Genomic DNA, 15,022 nt, shown 5'->3' with positions numbered 1-15,022 from the left:
TGCCATGCTGGTGTTGGCTGGAATTGCGCTTAAATCCTAGGCGGTTATGGTCCCGCCGGGGACTTGATTGGGCGGACAATGTCGGGGCGATTGAAAATCCTCGTTGTCGAGGACGACGCACTTATTGCGATGGAGCTTGAGGAGCGCCTGCAGGAGCTCGGCTACGAGGTCCTGGGGCCGGTCGCGACCGTGGAGGACGCCGAGCGTGTCATCGCTGAAACGCGTCCGGACGCCGCCCTGCTGGACGCCAATCTGGCCGGCGTCTCCAGCGTGCCGATCGGTGTGAAGCTTGCCGGTATGGGCGTGCCGCTCGCGTTTTGCACAGGCTACGACCAGATCAAAGACGCGCCGCCGGAATTGGCCAACACACCGATCCTGACCAAGCCGATTAGTGAAGCCGACTTAGTCGCTGGCGTAAAAAAGCTCTTCGGCGGCTAGCGCGCCTTGGCGCGCGCGGTCCAGGCGGTGAGCACAGCGGCCGCGGCGCGATCTGTTTCCAGAAGTGGCGGGTATGACCAGGTTTCGAGCCTGCCAATGAAGGGCCGCGCGCAACCCCGTCGCGCCAAGCTCTGGTGAAAGCGCGCGAGTTTTCCAGCTTGGCCATCGACAGCGAGGATGTGGATTGGCTTCGCCGTGGCGGCGGCTTCTGTCGCCATGTTCACGCTGTCTGCGGTGACGAAGATGTGGTCGGCTGCGCCGAGCAGGGCGAAGTAGGGATTGACGCCCTCGCCCTCGTAGAAGATCGCGCAATGCGGCGCGAGCCAAGTGCGGAAGATCATGCGCGCGGCGTCGCCGGTGCGGCGTGAGAGCGTGACCAGCAGCGTGCCGCCGGTTTCGCGTTGCAGCGTCACCAACGAATCCGCAATGGCGCGGGCGCGTTTTGCGGAAATGTCCTGGCGCTTCGACTTCCCGCCGACCAGCACGGCAAAGCGCGGCGAGGCCATGTCTTCGAGCGCTGCCGGATAGGAGAGCACGGCTTCGTCGACCTTCTCCGGCGTAACGCGGTGGCAGGCGCCGACGATCGGCAGCACGTTCTGGCCTTCGAGACCGTCATGGATCGGTGGAATCACCACGTCGAACTCGCGCGGATTCACGCGCGGGTCTTGCAGTTGCACCACGAAGGTCTTGCCGCGCGACCACTCGCGGATGCCAAGCGCGAACGGGATCGAGGCGCGACCGCAGCCGACGAAGATATCCGGCCAGCTCGGCTCGATGGCGTCAGAGTCGAGGGTCAGCGCATTGCGCGGCGCCGGGACGAACCCGGGCGGCATCCAGCTCCACGGCGTGCGGAGATTGACGCGCTTGGTGATCAGCTTAATCGGCGTCCGGCGGCCCAGCGCTTCAGCCAGCCCCAGAGCTTGGTTCTCGATGCCGGCGCGGCCGTCGCTGACGGCCCAGACGGTGAGGGCTTCCGCGGGCTGGTAGCCGACGCTGCGCATCAGACCAGCTCCGCGTGAGGCGTCAGAGGTACTTCACCTTGACGATTTCGTACGACTTGGCGCCGCCCGGAGCCATGACCTCGACGACGTCGCCCTCTTCCTTGCCGATAAGCGCGCGCGCGATCGGGGAGGTGACGGAGATCTTGCCGCCCTTCACGTCGGACTCGTCTTCGCCGACGATTTTGTACTTTGATTTCTCACCGGAATCTTCGTCGAGGAGGTTCACGGTTGCGCCGAACTTGATCTGTTTGCCCGAGAGCTTCGAGACGTCGATGATCTGGGCGCGCGCGATCTTGTCCTCGAGCTCGGCCAAGCGGCCCTCGATGAAGGACTGGCGATCCTTGGCGGCGTGATATTCGGCGTTTTCGGAGAGGTCGCCGTGGGCGCGCGCTTCCGAGATCGCCTGGATTACCGCCGGGCGCTCCACCGTCTTAAGACGCTTCATTTCTACGTCGAGGGCTGCATAACCCTCGGCGGTCATTGGTATTTTTTCCATGGGGGTGTGTAATTTAGTCCGTCTAGGAGAGGTAAAAATGTACCCGGTCCGGCCAGTCGTCAAGGATAGGCCGAAAAGGCGGTTTTTCCTAGGGGGCCGCGATTTTCAGCCGCGCCCAGGCGACCGCCGCCGGCTGGCGACCGGAATCCGCACTGGGCGGTCTGGCCAGGAGCCTCGGAAGACCTCGTCCCTATCCGTGGACGATTTCAGGCGTACGACTGAAGCGCCCGCACGCCCAGGGGTGCGCCGCTCTTCAGCCGGCGGATCGCCTGGATCGAGGCGCGGGCGCCGGACATGGTGGTGTAATAGGGGATGTTCTGCGTCAGCGCGGTGCGGCGGATCGAGTAGCTGTCCCGGTAGGATTGCGCGCCTTCGGTGGTGTTGAAGACGAGCTGGATTTCGCCGTTCTTCATCGCATCGACAATGTGCGGCCGCCCATCTGCGACCTTGTTGACGCGCTTCACGTCGATGCCTTGCTCTTTGAGGAAGTCCACCGTGCCGCCGGTGGCGACGATGCTGAAGCCGATCGCGTGCAAGTCGCGCACGATTTGCGGCAACTGCACTTTGTCGCCGTTCTTGACCGAGATGAAGACGCAGCCTTCCGTCGGCAGATTGATGCCCGAGGCGATCTGGCTCTTGGCGAAGGCGGCTTCGAAATTGGTGTCGAGCCCCATGACCTCGCCGGTCGACCGCATCTCCGGGCCAAGCACGGGATCGACGCCTGGGAAGCGTGCGAACGGGAAGACCGCTTCCTTCACCGCGACGTGATCCTTTGACGGGCGATCGAGTTTCAATTCGGAGAGCTTCATGCCAGCCATCACCTTGGCGGCGGCGGCAGCGATCGGGCGGTTGATGGCTTTCGCGACGAAGGGCGCCGTCCGCGAGGCGCGCGGGTTGGCTTCGAGGATGTAGATGTCGCCATCCTTCACCGCGAATTGGATGTTCATCAGGCCTTTGACTTCGAGCGCGAGCGCGAGCTTGCGCGTCTGCGCCTCGATCTCGGCGACGATTTCCTTCGACAACGAGTATGGCGGCAGCGCGCAGGCGCTATCGCCCGAGTGCACGCCGGCTTCCTCGATGTGCTCCATCACGCCGGCGACGAACACGTCTTCGCCGTCGCAGATGGCGTCGACATCGACTTCGATGGCGTCGCGCAAATAACGATCGACCAGCAGCGGGCGCTTGTCAGAGACGGCGAACTCGGATGGGCCGCCCAGCGCGCGCGAGATGCGGGCGATGTACTCATCCAGCTCGCCCGCATTGTGCACGATCTGCATCGCGAGGCCGCCGAGCACGTAGCTGGGGCGCAGCATGACCGGATAGCCGATACGCTCTGCGCCCGCGCGCGCGGCGTCCGGTGAGCCAGCGATGGTGTTGTCCGGCTGTTTCAAGCCGATCTTGCGCAGCAAGGCTTGGAAACGGTCGCGGTCTTCGGCCAGATCGATCGCATCGACGCTGGTGCCGAGGATTGGCGCGCCTTCATCGGCGAGCGGTTGCGCAAGCTTCAGCGGTGTTTGCCCGCCGAATTGCACGATCAGGCCCTGAACCGTGCCTCGTGCTTTTTCCGTCTCAAAGATTTCGAGCACATCTTCAGTCGTCAGCGGCTCGAAGTAGAGGCGATCCGAGGTGTCGTAGTCCGTCGACACCGTTTCCGGGTTGCAGTTGACCATGATCGACTCGACGCCGATCTCCGCGCACGCGAACGCGGCGTGGCAGCAGCAATAGTCGAACTCGATGCCCTGACCGATGCGGTTGGGGCCGCCGCCGAGGATGATGATCTTGTTGCGGTCGGTGGGTTCGGCTTCGCACTCAGGCGCGGCTTGTTCGCCGGCGAGATTGTAGAGGCCGGTCTCGTAGGTCGAATACATGTACGGCGTCGTCGCGCGGAATTCGGCGGCGCAGCTGTCGATGCGCTTGAATTGCGGACGCACGCCGAGCTTGCGACGCGCCGCGCGCACGTCGCGTTCGCGCTGGCCGGTGAGCTTGGCCAGGCGCGCGTCGGAGAAGCCTTGGGCTTTGAGGTCGCGGAACGACGCCGCGTCCTTTGGCAAGCCTCCAGCGCGGATTTCAGCTTCTGTTGCTATGATTTCCGCGATCTGGCGCACGAACCACGGATCGTAGTGCGACGCGGCGCAGATATCCTCGACGCTCAAGCCGCGGCGCAACGCTTCGGCGCACACGAGCAGGCGATCGGCTTTCGGCGTGACGAGGCGCGCGCGCACGGCGGCGCGGCCCTGGTCTTCGTCCGACGCGCCCTCGATTTGGATTTCGTCCAGGCCCATCAGGCCGGTGTCGAGCGAGCGCAGCGCCTTCTGCAATGACTCTTTGAACGTGCGCCCAACCGCCATGGCTTCGCCGACGCTCTTCATCGACGTGGTAAGTGTGGTGTCGGCGCCTTGGAAGCGTTCGAAGGCGAAGCGCGGGATCTTGGTGACGACGTAGTCGATGGTCGGCTCGAAGCTCGCGGGCATCGCGCCGCCAGTGATGTCGTTGGCGATTTCATCGAGCGTGTAGCCGACAGCGCATTTGGCGGCGACTTTGGCAATTGGGAATCCGGTGGCCTTCGACGCCAGCGCCGAGGAGCGCGAAACGCGCGGGTTCATTTCGATGACGACCATGCGCCCGGTCTGCGGGTTCACCGCAAACTGGACGTTGGAGCCGCCGGTCTCGACGCCGATCTCGCGCAGCACAGCGATGCTGGCGTTGCGCATGATCTGGTATTCGCGGTCGGTCAGCGTCAGCGCAGGCGCCACAGTGATGCTGTCGCCGGTGTGAACGCCCATCGGATCGATGTTTTCGATCGAGCAGATGATGATGCAGTTGTCCGCTTTGTCGCGGACGACCTCCATCTCGTACTCTTTCCAACCGATGATGCTTTCTTCCACCAGCACTTCGGTGATCGGCGAGTGCATCAGGCCGCGCTCGATGATCTCCTTGAACTCTTCGACATTGTAAGCGACGCCGCCGCCCAGGCCGCCAAGCGTCAGCGAAGGGCGAATAATCGAAGGCAGTTGCACGTACTCGAGCGCCGCCAGCGCTTCTTCCATCGTGTTGCACAAACGCGAACGCGGGGACTCCAACCCGATCTTGTCCATCGCATCGCGGAACTTCATCCGGTGCTCGGCCTTCTCGATGACGTCGGCATTGGCGCCGATCATCTCAACGCCGTACTTCTTCAACACGCCGGTGCGTTCCAGCGTCAGCGCGCAGTTGAGCGCGGTTTGTCCGCCCATGGTCGGCAACAGCGCGTCGGGCTTTTCCACCGCGATTATTTTCTCGACCATCTCCGGTGTGATCGGTTCGATGTAGGTCGCATCCGCCAGGTCCGGATCGGTCATGATCGTGGCGGGGTTCGAGTTGACGAGAATGACGCGATAGCCCTCGGCCTTCAGCGCCTTCACAGCTTGCACGCCGGAATAATCGAACTCGCAGGCCTGGCCGATAATGATGGGCCCAGCGCCGATGATCAGGATCGACTTGATGTCGGTGCGTTTTGGCATGCGTCTCCGCCCGCGTTCATGCGGCTAGAATCGATCCATTCAGCGGATCGCGCCTGCATATAAGCCGGGGGACGGTGGTGCAAGGGCCGCCCTGCCCAAGCCAGATCGTCGCGGGACCGATCCGGCCTAGCCAGGGTTCTCCGGGGCGTCGGCCGCGGGCGCATCGAGCTTGATGCCCCGCGCTTTCAACGCTTCGCGCAGCAAACATTCGATCTCGGCATTCACGCTGCGCAGATCGTTCGCGGCCAAGCGCGCCACGCACTCGTAGAGAGCGGGATCGAGGCGTAGCGCGAAGGCTTTGCGATCGGCGGGCATGGGCGCCTACTGGTAGAGCGTTCCTGTGTTGACGACAGGCTGGGCGTCGCGATCGCCGCACAGCACGACCAGCAGGTTCGACACCATCGCCGCGCGGCGTTCGTCGTCGAGCTTGACGATGTCACGCTCGCTGAGCTGCTCCAGCGCGTGCTGCACCATTTCGACGGCGCCTTGCACGATGAAGCGCCGCGCCGCGAGCACGGCTTCGGCTTGCTGGCGGCGCAGCATGGCGCCGGCGATTTCCGGCGCGTAGGCGAGGTGGCTGAGCTTGGTTTCATCGACCACGACGCCAGCGACCGACGTGCGCTCTTGCAGCTTTTCGCGCAACAGGGCGGAGACTTGATCGGCGTCGCCTCGGAGCGTGGCTTCACCTTCCTCGGCGTGGTCGTAGGCGAAGTGCGAGGCGATCTCGCGGACCGCGGTTTCGATCTGGATGTCGACGAAGGTTTGGTAGTGATCGACGTCGAACAGCGCGCGGGCGGTGTCGGTGACGCGCCAGACTACGACAGCGGCGATCTCGATCGGGTTGCCCCGCTTGTCGTTCACCTTGAGCTTCTCGCCGGTGACGTTGCGGACGCGGAGGCTGATCTTGGTGCGCTTGTACCAAGGCAGCACCCAGCGGAGGCCGGGTGTGCGGTCAGTGCCTTTGTAATTGCCGAACAGCGTGATCGCGGCGGCCTCGTTGGGCTGCAGCGAATAGAAGCCGACGAGGATGAAAACAAAGAGCACGACCAGGAAGGCCATCAGCAGCGCGAACGAGCCGTCGTCGTAGGCTATGGTCTGGGTCAGCGCCCAAATCGCGGCTCCCAAAACCACGAAGTTCAGGAGTAGCATCAAGCCGCCATTGTTGGTGTTGGCTTTGCGCTCGTGCGTTCGATTCAGTGCGGCTGCGGTCATGATCTACCCTCTCATGCCATCAAGATGATATCATCATAATAGCAAATTCGGTCGCCACGCAAGCGAATAAGCCGGCGTTAAGGACCCTTCCAAATCGGAAATTAAGCGCCTTCTGGTACCTCAGAGGGTTCTAAGGGTCCGATTTTGAGGCGGAAAATGGTTACCCAGGAATTCATCGGCGAGCGATCGGCTCGCGCCTTTGGGCGCGATCGCCGGGGCAACGTGGCCATGATGTGGGGCCTGATGGGGGCCGTCCTGGTGGGCCTGATCGGCATCACCGTGGATTTCACGCGCGCGCAGGCGCTGCGCAACCAGATGCAGAACGCGGTCGATGGCGCGGCTCTGGTGGCTGAACGAAGCTCCAACCTCACCCTGGCCCAGCGCCAAGCGGCGGCCGAGGCGTTCTTCGACGCCGAAATGGGCGATCTGGCCACGGGCGCGACATTCACGATTACGCACCTCGACGACGGTGGGCACATGGCGTCGGCGTCGATGCCAATGCCGCTCAGCCTCGCGCGCGTCATCAAGAACCAGGATTGGGACATCGCGGTCCAGGCCGTGGCTGAAGCTAACGCCAGCCCGCCGATCGAAGTCGCGCTCGTGCTCGACAACACCGGCTCGATGTCGGCCGACATGGACGGCCTTCGCAGCGCGGCTTCGGATCTCGTGGGCGATCTGCTGTCGATCGATGGCGACACTGTGAGGGTGGCGCTGGTGCCGTTTGTGGCGCAGGTGAACATCGGCAACGAAGCCTCGCACCTGGCCTGGATGGATCAGGCTGGCCAGGCCGCTTACAACGGCGAAATTCTCGAAGATCGTTCGATCGCATACCGCGCGCGCACGACGAGCGGCACTGGCAACACGGGCAACAACTGCCAAAACATCTCGACGCTGCCGTTCACGGGCTATCCGGGCTCGTACCGCATCACGTGGCGCCGTGGCGACGCCTCTTTGCTTGGCGGGCTCTTGGGCTCGTCCGGCGGACAGGCCAATCGTTGCTACGCGTGGACGCCGTCCGATGGGATCAATTATCTTACCTTGTTCGACTTGCTGCCGAATGATGACTGGAAGGGCTGCGTCGAAGCCCGCCCTGAACCGTACGACGTCACCGATGCAGCGCCGAATATCGGTACGCCTGACACCATGTTCGTTCCGTTCTTTTGGCTGGACACCGTCGATAACGGCGTGACCTCTTCGAACTCCTACATCACTGACAGCCAAGGCAACATCACGAGCGCGACGATGAGCTCGCGCATGTCCAGCGGCAGCGGCACCGCCAATGATGACGACGGTCTGCAAGCGCGTATGTTCAACGTGTTCAAGTATCGCAATAACAGCGCTTCGATCGACGCCTCGCCGCCGGACACGCGCGGTCCGAACCGTGGCTGCCCGACTCCGATCGTGCCGCTGACCACCAACGAGAACCTACTTCAGACCAACGTCGCCGCGATGCGTCATTGGTCGGGCGGCGGCACCAACCAGGCGGAAGGCCTGGCCTGGGGCTGGCGCGTGCTTTCACCGAACGCTCCGTTCAGCGAAGGCGCGGCCTACGGTCCGAACGTGCGCAAGGTAATCGTGCTGATGTCTGACGGCGAAAACACCAATGTCGGTTCCGATCCCGTGCTCGACAGCGACTACTCGGCCTACAACCATTTGGGCGTGTGGACCGACCTGGCCGATGGCGGCCTGTTGGGTCAGCTGATCGGCGGCATTGTGCGTGGCATCCTGGCCCCGCAATACCGGCGCAACATCTCGTCCTCGACAAGCTACGTGAGTTACGTGAACCAACGCGAAGCCACGCTCTGCACGAACATCAAGAATGCGGGCATCGAAATCTACACGGTGATTTTCCGGGAGACCGACCAGGCAACCGAGACCTTGATGCGCAATTGCGCTTCGAGCGACGAGAACTTCTTCCGCGCCGACAACGCGCAGGAACTCTCGGAAGCATTCGATGCGATCGGTTCAGGCATCGGCCAGCTGCGCCTGACGCACTAACGCGAACGTAGGGAGGTTAGTTCGTCGGCGCCTGGAACTGCACCACGATGCGGGTCCGGGCGCCAGTTGCGTCCGCGCCGTCGCTCAGAGCGCCGCGGGAGCGATAGGTAGCGGCCGCGCTTAGCGCGGCTCGGCCGAAGCCAACGCCCGCCGGGGATTCACTCGCCACCGAGCACGCCAGCGACATGTTTGTGCGCACGCTGCAGTCGAGCTCGACCCGGCCGCCGACGCCATCGCGGCCGGCGCGCTCGGGATAGAGTTCGCTGATGCGCCGCGCCGTCGGGCGCTGGGCCCACACCACGCTGCCTTGGCGGATTGTCGTCGTCGAGCGCGAGATAGTGGTAGTTGGCGTCGGCACGCTCGCCGTCAGCGCCGGCGGAGCGACCGTGGACGGCGCGCCGGTGCTTCCGGGCGAAAGCGAAGTCGGGCCGCCGGCCGGCTGGCCATTGGCGCCGCTCCAAGACGTGACGGGCGGCGGCGGCGCGGCTTCTTCACGGCGCGGGCGCTCCTCGCGACGCGCCGGTTCGGGCGTTTCCCGCCGCGCTGCCGTTTCGGTGCGGCGCGCCGGCGTGGCGATGTCCTCAATTGGCACACCTGTCGGCTCGTCGAGCGTCGAGGCGTCGGCGGGTTCGTCGTAAGACCCCGGCGGCGGGCCGGCGTCGGCGATCTGTTCTTCCTGGGGCGCGCCGCCGAAGTTCGGCATACCGCCGCCAAAGTAGAGGCCGCCAATCAGAGCGGCGCCCCCGAGCAGCGCAATAAGGATGAAGGCCCGCAGCGGGCCGCCTTCGCCTTTCGGCGGTTCACGCAGATCGCCGCGATCGAAACCGCGTTCCGGCGGGGGGCGGCGTGATGGTTCAGGCCGGCGCAGGATCGGTGGAACGTCCCGGCGCGGCGCGTCCGCGCGCGGCGGCAACATTGGCCGCGACGGCGTGGCCGGAGCGGTGCGTGGCGCGCCAACGGCAGGGCGTGCGCTGGCCGACATGGGGCGGTCCGAGTGCGAGGTCAGTTGTTTTAAGCGCAGTTCGGCGACTTCGGAGAACGCGCCCTCGGGACCATAGCGCGCCAGGTAATCCATGAAGTCCGACGGATTGCGGCTGTCGCGAATTGCGCGCCAATGCTCGGCTTCTGAGCCGAGTGGGTCGGATGCGGGGCGGGAATACGAGGCCTGCGGTGGCGCAGAAGACGGCTTCGGCGCGCGCGGCGCTTCGCGCTGCGGCGGCGCCTCATAGCGCGAAGGCTCTTGCACTGCGCTGGCGCCGACAGCGGCGCGCGCGGAATTCACCATGCGGTCGACGGCGAAGAACAGCGGGTCGAGTGAAGGATCGTTGGGATCGCCGTCCCAGCGGGAGAGATCGAACACCGGAGAGTCGCCGATGCTGGACGGCGGCGGCGGCTCAATCAGGCTCGCGACGACTGCCTTTTCAGCATTGATCACACGCTGGGCGGCGTCGAGAAACGGACGCGATCGGATGGAGGCTTGCGACCAGACCACGAGGCCGGCGCCGCTTGAACGCAGGGCGCCGTCGCTCGACGGCGCGCCGCCGATCGAGAAGCCCGCAGCCTCGAACATCTCCGCAAGCGCCTTCGCTTGAGGTTCGTCCTCGCGAACACAGACAATCAGAACGTCCGACATGCCGTCTCCTGCGTCCCTCCCCAGGTCCCCGTGCGGCCTTCAGGCCATAGCATGGAACATACCAGTGCAAACAGGGGATCGGACGTTGCACGTGATGAAAACGCATCAAAGGACAGGGTTAAAGTCCCCAGTCTCAGTGTCGAGCAGTTCGAGGCTGCCGTCGGCCACGCCGTAGTGCATGCCGACCAGCTTCAAATCGCGCTCGCGCATCGCTTTCTGAATGAATGGAAAGGTGGCGAGATTTTCTAGCGTGACGCGAATGGACTCGTACTCGAGCGCCGAGTGCCGATCGCCGTCGAGGTGAATAACGCGCTCCTTGGCGGTGTCGAGCAGACCGATCCAGGCGTCCAGGAAAGAGTGCGGATCGCGCACATGATCGTCGAGTGCTGCGGCCACGCCGCCGCATTGGGCGTGGCCCATGACCACGATGGTTTGCACCTGGAGTTGTGTGACCGCGAACTCGATCGCGGCGCTGACGCCATGAAAACCAGGCGCTTCCTCGAACGGCGGCGCCAAGTTGGCGACGTTGCGGACCACGAAGAGCTCGCCCGGATCGGCGTTGAAGATGGTGGCGGGATCGACGCGGCTATCGGCGCAGGCGATCACCAAGGTTTGTGGCGCTTGCCCCCGCTGCGCGAGGCTGCGGTGCAGCGCGCGAAGTTCCGGCCAGCGTTTCTCGCGATAGACGCGATAACCTTCGATCAGGTGCTCCATGGCGTCCTTCAAGCGCCGATGGCGGCGAAGAGCAAGCGCTTCCGGTCAGGAGAAGTCGCTTGGCGACCGCTCCGGCCGCGCGGCATTCTCGCGCACGGGGAGAAGACCGGATGAAGGCTTGGCTTGGTTTGATCGCGGCGTGCGCGTTCTTGACCGCGTGCGCGACGGCGCCGGCGGATGTCCGCCGCGAACGTCTGACACGCCAAATTGCCGACGATGCTGCCGCGTTCAACGACGCCTATGGTCAAGCGGTGTCGGCGCAAATCCTGCTGAACATCTTGCGCTCGCGGGACCGGCTGCCGCGTTACTACTTGGCGATGACGGGCATCTCCGACAGCCCGTCCTGGAGCATGACTCAAAGCGGCTCCATCGGCGGTATTCCGCTCGGTGAAAGCGGGTCGCCTTGGGGTTTCGGGAATGTGGGCGTTGAGCGCCAAACCCAGACGCGGCCATCGTATGCAGTGCAGCCGTTCAGCGCGGAAACGCTGACGCGAACGGCGTTCGAACCGACTGCGCCCTATGTGTTCGAGCATTATTGGCGCAGCGGCTGGCCGCGCGATTTGCTGTTGCTGGTGATGGTGGAGGGGATCGAGAAGACGGACGCCGAAGGTGTGCGCCATTCCTACGTCAATGAAGCCAATACGATCTTCGAGGATTGCGCGCCGAACGTGGACACCAATGGGTGCGCGTTCGTGCGTGAGCTGCGTGAATTTCTGATCTCCACCAGCGGGCGGCCGAACGAGAGCGGCATCGACATGGCGCATGGTCGGCCGTTGTGCGGCGTGGTGGAAACCTATGCGCCGACAACGCCGGTGCGGCCGATGCCGCCGCGCGAAGGGTTGGATTGCGATCCGGTGTTTCCGATTGGCTCGACGTTGGTGCGCCTGCGTCTGCGATCGTTGGACGACATGGTCTATTATGTCGGAGAGCTGATGCGCGCCGGCGCAATGGTTGCCGAAGAGGGCGCGCCGATTGAAGCGCAGCTTAACGTACGCGCCGCCGGTCTGCGTGGAGGCGGGCAAGGCGTGCCACTGTTTCGCGTCGTGCCGGAAGGCGCGGCGGATGCTGATATCTATGCAGCTTCGGTGGTCTATGGCGGACAACGCTATTACGCCGGCCCCGCGATCGGACGCTCATGCGGCGCCGCGAGCGGAGAAGGACGCTGCCAGGACACGGCGGAGGAAGGCGATCGCTCGTCTTCGGTGCTGTCGCTGATCGCGGAAATCTTGGCGTTGAACCAATCGCCGGATGCGATCCGGGCGCCCAGCCGCTTGATCGCGGAGTGATCACCGCGTAACGCAAGCGCATGCGCGGAACCATTCTCGGCGTCCACGAAGGACGCGGCGTCCTGCTTGGACCAAACGATCAAAGGCTCGAATTCGCCATGAGCGATTGGCGTTCGGCCGGTCCGCCGATGGCTGGGCAGATCGTCGATTTCGTCGAAGAGGGCGGGCAGGCGAAAAGCGTGTTCGCCGTGCCGGGCATGACAGCGGCTGGCATGCCGCAATCGAGCTCGCGCGTGCTGGGCTGGATCGGCGTCGCGTGCCTGGTGGTCGGCTTCATCATTCCGTTCTTGCCGACGGTTGCGGCGTTCGTGCTCGGCGTTGTCGGCGCCAGCCAGGCGCAGCGCGACCACGACGACACGGCGCTGTTGCTGAACCGCATTGCCTGGATCGGCGCGCTGGTGCTGTTGATCCTCGGCGTGCTCATCCTCCTGGCGATCGTCGCCTTCTTCGGCACGATGGGCTTCGCTGCCGCGTGGCACGGCCTTGGGCCGATGGACTTCTAGAGCTCCAGCTCAGTTGCATCGCTGACGGCGAAGGCGCGGATGGCTTGGTCGTGCGCGAGGAAGAGGTCGGGCCATTCGGTTTCGAGCATCGCAAGCAAGCTGAAGAGATCGAACGGGCCGAGCGAGGCGTTGTAATCGCCATAGCGGTCCTGCAGTGCGCGCCAGGTCTCGGCGCCGCCCTCGTGCTTCACCAGCGCCCATTTCTCACCGTCGCGGATGACGAGGTGCAGCGTGTTTTCGCTTGGCGGCGCGTCGATGCGCCAGGGCGGATACCGGCGCGCGTCACCGGCGTGATAGATGCAGATCGCGTTGCCGGCGGGGTCGCGCAGCCAGGCTTCGTACCAGAGCCAGCTCTGCGCCATGGCTTCGCGCTTGATAGCGACACCGGCGAGCTTCAAGCGGCGAATTTCGAAATCGACATCGAGCACTTCGAAATAAAGCTGCGGTGCGTTTTCGCGCGGGATCGGGCCCTCGGTGAGGTGCAGCGAAAACGTCGCCTCGCCGCGCGGTAACTCGAAGCGCGCGTAGTGCGTACTCTTCACTATGAGCTTGAGGCCGAGCAGCCGGTAGAACGCGATCGAGGCGTCGAGATCGGTTGTGGCGGCGGTCACTTGGTTGAGGCGCATGGGCATCCGAAGGTCCGATTGCGGCGAGCACGGTTCGCTACTTTAGCGCACGATGGCCGCTGTAGGAGAGATTGAATGAGCTTTCGTATCCAGGGTCTCGATCCTGAGCTGTTCGCAGATCTGCAGTCGCTGAGCGATGAGCAGCTGACGGCGAAGGGCATCGAACGCGTCCGTGTCGATGAGAAGCCCGGTGCGCCATGCAGGATTTCGTTGGACGACGCGGAGATCGGCGAACCGGTGCTGCTGTTGAGCTTTGATCATCAACCCGCTGATACGCCCTATCGTCAGCAGGGGCCGATCTTCGTCCGCGAGACCCGCGTGCGATTCGACGGCGTAGATGCGATTCCGGCGGCGCTAACGCGGCGGACGCTTTCGCTGCGTGGGTTTGATGCGGGGCACATGATGGTCGAGGCCGAAGTTGTGGAAGGCGCCGACGCAAAGGCGATGATCGATCGCTTTTTTGACAATGCCAACGTCGCCTACATCCATGCGCACTACGCGCGGCGCGGCTGCTTCGCGGCGCGAATCGATCGGGCTTAGTTCGGCAGCAATTGGGCGGCGAGTGCTTGGATCGCGCGTGAGGCGTTCACGTGTGGCGCTGACGTGCCTTGCGCTTTCGCTACCACAAACGCGCCTTCCATGGCGCAGAGAAACGCGGAGGCGAAGACGCTGGCGTTGGCTTCCGTCATACCGCGCGTAACGGCGGCGAGGCGGATTTCTTCTTCCCAGGAATTGAAGACCTGCCGCACAGCCACGGTGAGCTTCAAGTCCGTGGCTGCAAAGCCCGTTGCGATGGCGCAGATCGGGCAGGACGCTTTGAAGTCGCGCGACTTGGATTCCTTGGCGGTGGTCTTGAACACGCGCTCGATGAACGTGTGCATGTCGACACCGCTTTCGTGTAGCTCGCGAAAGCGGCCGGCGACTGTCGCCCCGACGCGTTCGACCACTTCGGCGCCGATTTGCTCTTTGCCGCCTGGAAAATGGAAATAGAGCGAGCCGCGGGGCGCGCCAGATTTCTCCAATAACTCAGCGACGCCGACGCCCTCATATCCGCGCGCGCGGAAGAGCTCGACGGCGGCGGAGAGCATGTCTTCACGGGCCGATGAAACTTTTGCCATGACCGCAAAATAGCACTTGTATGACGACCGGTCTAGTGATATCCAACAAATAGACCGGTCGTCATACATGACCGGCTCGTCTCTTCCCCGGAGGGTCTACCCATGAAAAAGTTCTTTTCTTACGCTGTATTAGCCGCCGCCGTCCTGGCGTCCCCGACCGCCGCTTTCGCTGGTGACAATGTCGCCGACCGGACTGCCGCGATCCGGCTCTGCCGCGCTGAAGTCGTCGCCCAGACAGGCGCCGAGACCGGCCAGGTCCGCTTGGATCAGGTCAATGTCCGCGCTCGCTTGGTGCGCGTCGATTTCGACTATTGGCGCAATGGCGATCTCCAGAACATCCGCTGCGAAGTGACCCGCGGCGAACCACTTGCGATCGCGTCCATCACGCCGACGCTGCAGACGGCCGCCGTCGCGCAGTAACGCTTTTCTGCCCAAGCGCATCGTTCGCCTCCCGCGGTGATGCGTGATCCGCCTAGCGCCCCCGTTCGCGGGGGCGC

Annotated in this window: 15 protein-coding genes; 6 read left to right on the top strand and 9 right to left on the bottom strand. The window is 64.1% G+C overall.

The features are described from left to right. Positions 1-78 precede the first annotated feature (78 nt). Positions 79-438 carry a response regulator gene (locus DSM104635_RS15575; RefSeq protein WP_158767091.1) on the top strand — a complete coding sequence of 120 codons (360 nt, stop codon included), beginning with the start codon at positions 79-81 and terminating at the stop codon, positions 436-438. Here DSM104635_RS15575 and DSM104635_RS15570 read toward each other — a convergent pair. The 5 genes from DSM104635_RS15570 to DSM104635_RS15550 all read right to left on the bottom strand — a co-directional run bounded on the left by DSM104635_RS15570 (position 435) and on the right by DSM104635_RS15550 (position 6,647). Next, positions 435-1,439, bottom strand: a complete 1,005-nt coding sequence (locus DSM104635_RS15570; protein WP_158767090.1) for a mitochondrial fission ELM1 family protein — start codon at positions 1,437-1,439, stop codon at positions 435-437. The genes DSM104635_RS15575 and DSM104635_RS15570 overlap by 4 nt on opposite strands. Positions 1,440-1,461: 22 nt before the next feature. Further along, on the bottom strand, positions 1,462-1,935 hold the full coding sequence (gene greA / locus DSM104635_RS15565; protein ID WP_158767089.1) for a transcription elongation factor GreA: 474 nt from the start codon (positions 1,933-1,935) through the stop codon (positions 1,462-1,464). A gap of 206 nt (positions 1,936-2,141) precedes the next feature. After that, positions 2,142-5,435 (bottom strand): carbamoyl-phosphate synthase large subunit, encoded by a 3,294-nt coding sequence (gene carB / locus DSM104635_RS15560; RefSeq protein WP_158767088.1) that lies wholly within the window; start codon positions 5,433-5,435, stop codon positions 2,142-2,144. Positions 5,436-5,561: 126 nt separating this feature from the next. Further along, entirely contained in the window at positions 5,562-5,750 is a 189-nt protein-coding gene (locus tag DSM104635_RS15555; RefSeq protein WP_158767087.1) for a type II toxin-antitoxin system antitoxin, read from the bottom strand. A 6-nt stretch (positions 5,751-5,756) separates the two neighbouring features. After that, entirely contained in the window at positions 5,757-6,647 is an 891-nt protein-coding gene (locus tag DSM104635_RS15550) for an SPFH domain-containing protein (protein ID WP_158767086.1), read from the bottom strand. A 156-nt stretch (positions 6,648-6,803) separates the two neighbouring features. On the opposite strand from DSM104635_RS15550, the gene DSM104635_RS15545 reads away from it, so the two are divergent. Then, complete coding sequence (locus DSM104635_RS15545) at positions 6,804-8,645, top strand: TadE/TadG family type IV pilus assembly protein (RefSeq protein ID WP_158767085.1); 1,842 nt, start codon at positions 6,804-6,806, stop codon at positions 8,643-8,645. Positions 8,646-8,661: 16 nt separating this feature from the next. On the opposite strand, the gene DSM104635_RS15540 is transcribed toward DSM104635_RS15545, so the two are convergent. Both DSM104635_RS15540 and DSM104635_RS15535 read right to left on the bottom strand, forming a co-directional pair. Beyond that, positions 8,662-10,278 carry a hypothetical protein gene (locus DSM104635_RS15540; protein WP_158767084.1) on the bottom strand — a complete coding sequence of 539 codons (1,617 nt, stop codon included), beginning with the start codon at positions 10,276-10,278 and terminating at the stop codon, positions 8,662-8,664. 105 nt (positions 10,279-10,383) lie between these two features. After that, complete coding sequence (locus tag DSM104635_RS15535; RefSeq protein ID WP_158767083.1) at positions 10,384-10,992, bottom strand: carbonic anhydrase; 609 nt, start codon at positions 10,990-10,992, stop codon at positions 10,384-10,386. Positions 10,993-11,102: 110 nt separating this feature from the next. Between DSM104635_RS15535 and DSM104635_RS15530 the strand changes: the two genes are divergently transcribed. Beyond that, entirely contained in the window at positions 11,103-12,278 is a 1,176-nt protein-coding gene (locus tag DSM104635_RS15530) for a hypothetical protein (protein ID WP_158767082.1), read from the top strand. Positions 12,279-12,298: 20 nt separating this feature from the next. After that, entirely contained in the window at positions 12,299-12,781 is a 483-nt protein-coding gene (locus tag DSM104635_RS15525; RefSeq protein ID WP_158767081.1) for a hypothetical protein, read from the top strand. On the opposite strand, the gene DSM104635_RS15520 is transcribed toward DSM104635_RS15525, so the two are convergent. Beyond that, entirely contained in the window at positions 12,778-13,413 is a 636-nt protein-coding gene (locus DSM104635_RS15520) for a VOC family protein (protein WP_228445720.1), read from the bottom strand. The genes DSM104635_RS15525 and DSM104635_RS15520 overlap by 4 nt on opposite strands. A gap of 69 nt (positions 13,414-13,482) precedes the next feature. On the opposite strand from DSM104635_RS15520, the gene DSM104635_RS15515 reads away from it, so the two are divergent. After that, positions 13,483-13,947 (top strand): DUF1203 domain-containing protein, encoded by a 465-nt coding sequence (locus DSM104635_RS15515; RefSeq protein ID WP_158767079.1) that lies wholly within the window; start codon positions 13,483-13,485, stop codon positions 13,945-13,947. Here the strand turns inward: DSM104635_RS15515 and DSM104635_RS15510 are convergent. Then, a complete protein-coding gene (locus DSM104635_RS15510; protein WP_158767078.1) occupies positions 13,944-14,525 on the bottom strand; it encodes a TetR/AcrR family transcriptional regulator in 582 nt (193 codons plus the stop codon). The two genes, DSM104635_RS15515 and DSM104635_RS15510, sit on opposite strands and share 4 nt — an antisense overlap. A gap of 102 nt (positions 14,526-14,627) precedes the next feature. On the opposite strand from DSM104635_RS15510, the gene DSM104635_RS15505 reads away from it, so the two are divergent. Then, positions 14,628-14,945, top strand: coding sequence for a hypothetical protein (locus DSM104635_RS15505; protein ID WP_158767077.1), 318 nt, complete (start codon positions 14,628-14,630; stop codon positions 14,943-14,945). Positions 14,946-15,022 lie beyond the last annotated feature (77 nt).

Origin of the sequence: Terricaulis silvestris (genome assembly GCF_009792355.1) — a bacterium.
Taxonomy (GTDB): Bacteria; Pseudomonadota; Alphaproteobacteria; order Caulobacterales; family Aquidulcibacteraceae; genus Vitreimonas; species Vitreimonas silvestris.
Note: the sequence above shows the minus strand (reverse complement) of the source record. Positions and strands in the feature narration are given on the sequence as shown.

Coding starts and splice junctions, on each gene's coding strand:
- DSM104635_RS15575 (WP_158767091.1), top strand. CDS start 79: ATGTCGGGGCGATTGAAAATCCTCGTTGTCGAGGACGACGCACTTATT.
- DSM104635_RS15570 (WP_158767090.1), bottom strand. CDS start 1,439: ATGCGCAGCGTCGGCTACCAGCCCGCGGAAGCCCTCACCGTCTGGGCC.
- greA (WP_158767089.1), bottom strand. CDS start 1,935: ATGGAAAAAATACCAATGACCGCCGAGGGTTATGCAGCCCTCGACGTA.
- carB (WP_158767088.1), bottom strand. CDS start 5,435: ATGCCAAAACGCACCGACATCAAGTCGATCCTGATCATCGGCGCTGGG.
- DSM104635_RS15555 (WP_158767087.1), bottom strand. CDS start 5,750: ATGCCCGCCGATCGCAAAGCCTTCGCGCTACGCCTCGATCCCGCTCTC.
- DSM104635_RS15550 (WP_158767086.1), bottom strand. CDS start 6,647: ATGACCGCAGCCGCACTGAATCGAACGCACGAGCGCAAAGCCAACACC.
- DSM104635_RS15545 (WP_158767085.1), top strand. CDS start 6,804: ATGGTTACCCAGGAATTCATCGGCGAGCGATCGGCTCGCGCCTTTGGG.
- DSM104635_RS15540 (WP_158767084.1), bottom strand. CDS start 10,278: ATGTCGGACGTTCTGATTGTCTGTGTTCGCGAGGACGAACCTCAAGCG.
- DSM104635_RS15535 (WP_158767083.1), bottom strand. CDS start 10,992: ATGGAGCACCTGATCGAAGGTTATCGCGTCTATCGCGAGAAACGCTGG.
- DSM104635_RS15530 (WP_158767082.1), top strand. CDS start 11,103: ATGAAGGCTTGGCTTGGTTTGATCGCGGCGTGCGCGTTCTTGACCGCG.
- DSM104635_RS15525 (WP_158767081.1), top strand. CDS start 12,299: ATGCGCGGAACCATTCTCGGCGTCCACGAAGGACGCGGCGTCCTGCTT.
- DSM104635_RS15520 (WP_228445720.1), bottom strand. CDS start 13,413: ATGCCCATGCGCCTCAACCAAGTGACCGCCGCCACAACCGATCTCGAC.
- DSM104635_RS15515 (WP_158767079.1), top strand. CDS start 13,483: ATGAGCTTTCGTATCCAGGGTCTCGATCCTGAGCTGTTCGCAGATCTG.
- DSM104635_RS15510 (WP_158767078.1), bottom strand. CDS start 14,525: ATGGCAAAAGTTTCATCGGCCCGTGAAGACATGCTCTCCGCCGCCGTC.
- DSM104635_RS15505 (WP_158767077.1), top strand. CDS start 14,628: ATGAAAAAGTTCTTTTCTTACGCTGTATTAGCCGCCGCCGTCCTGGCG.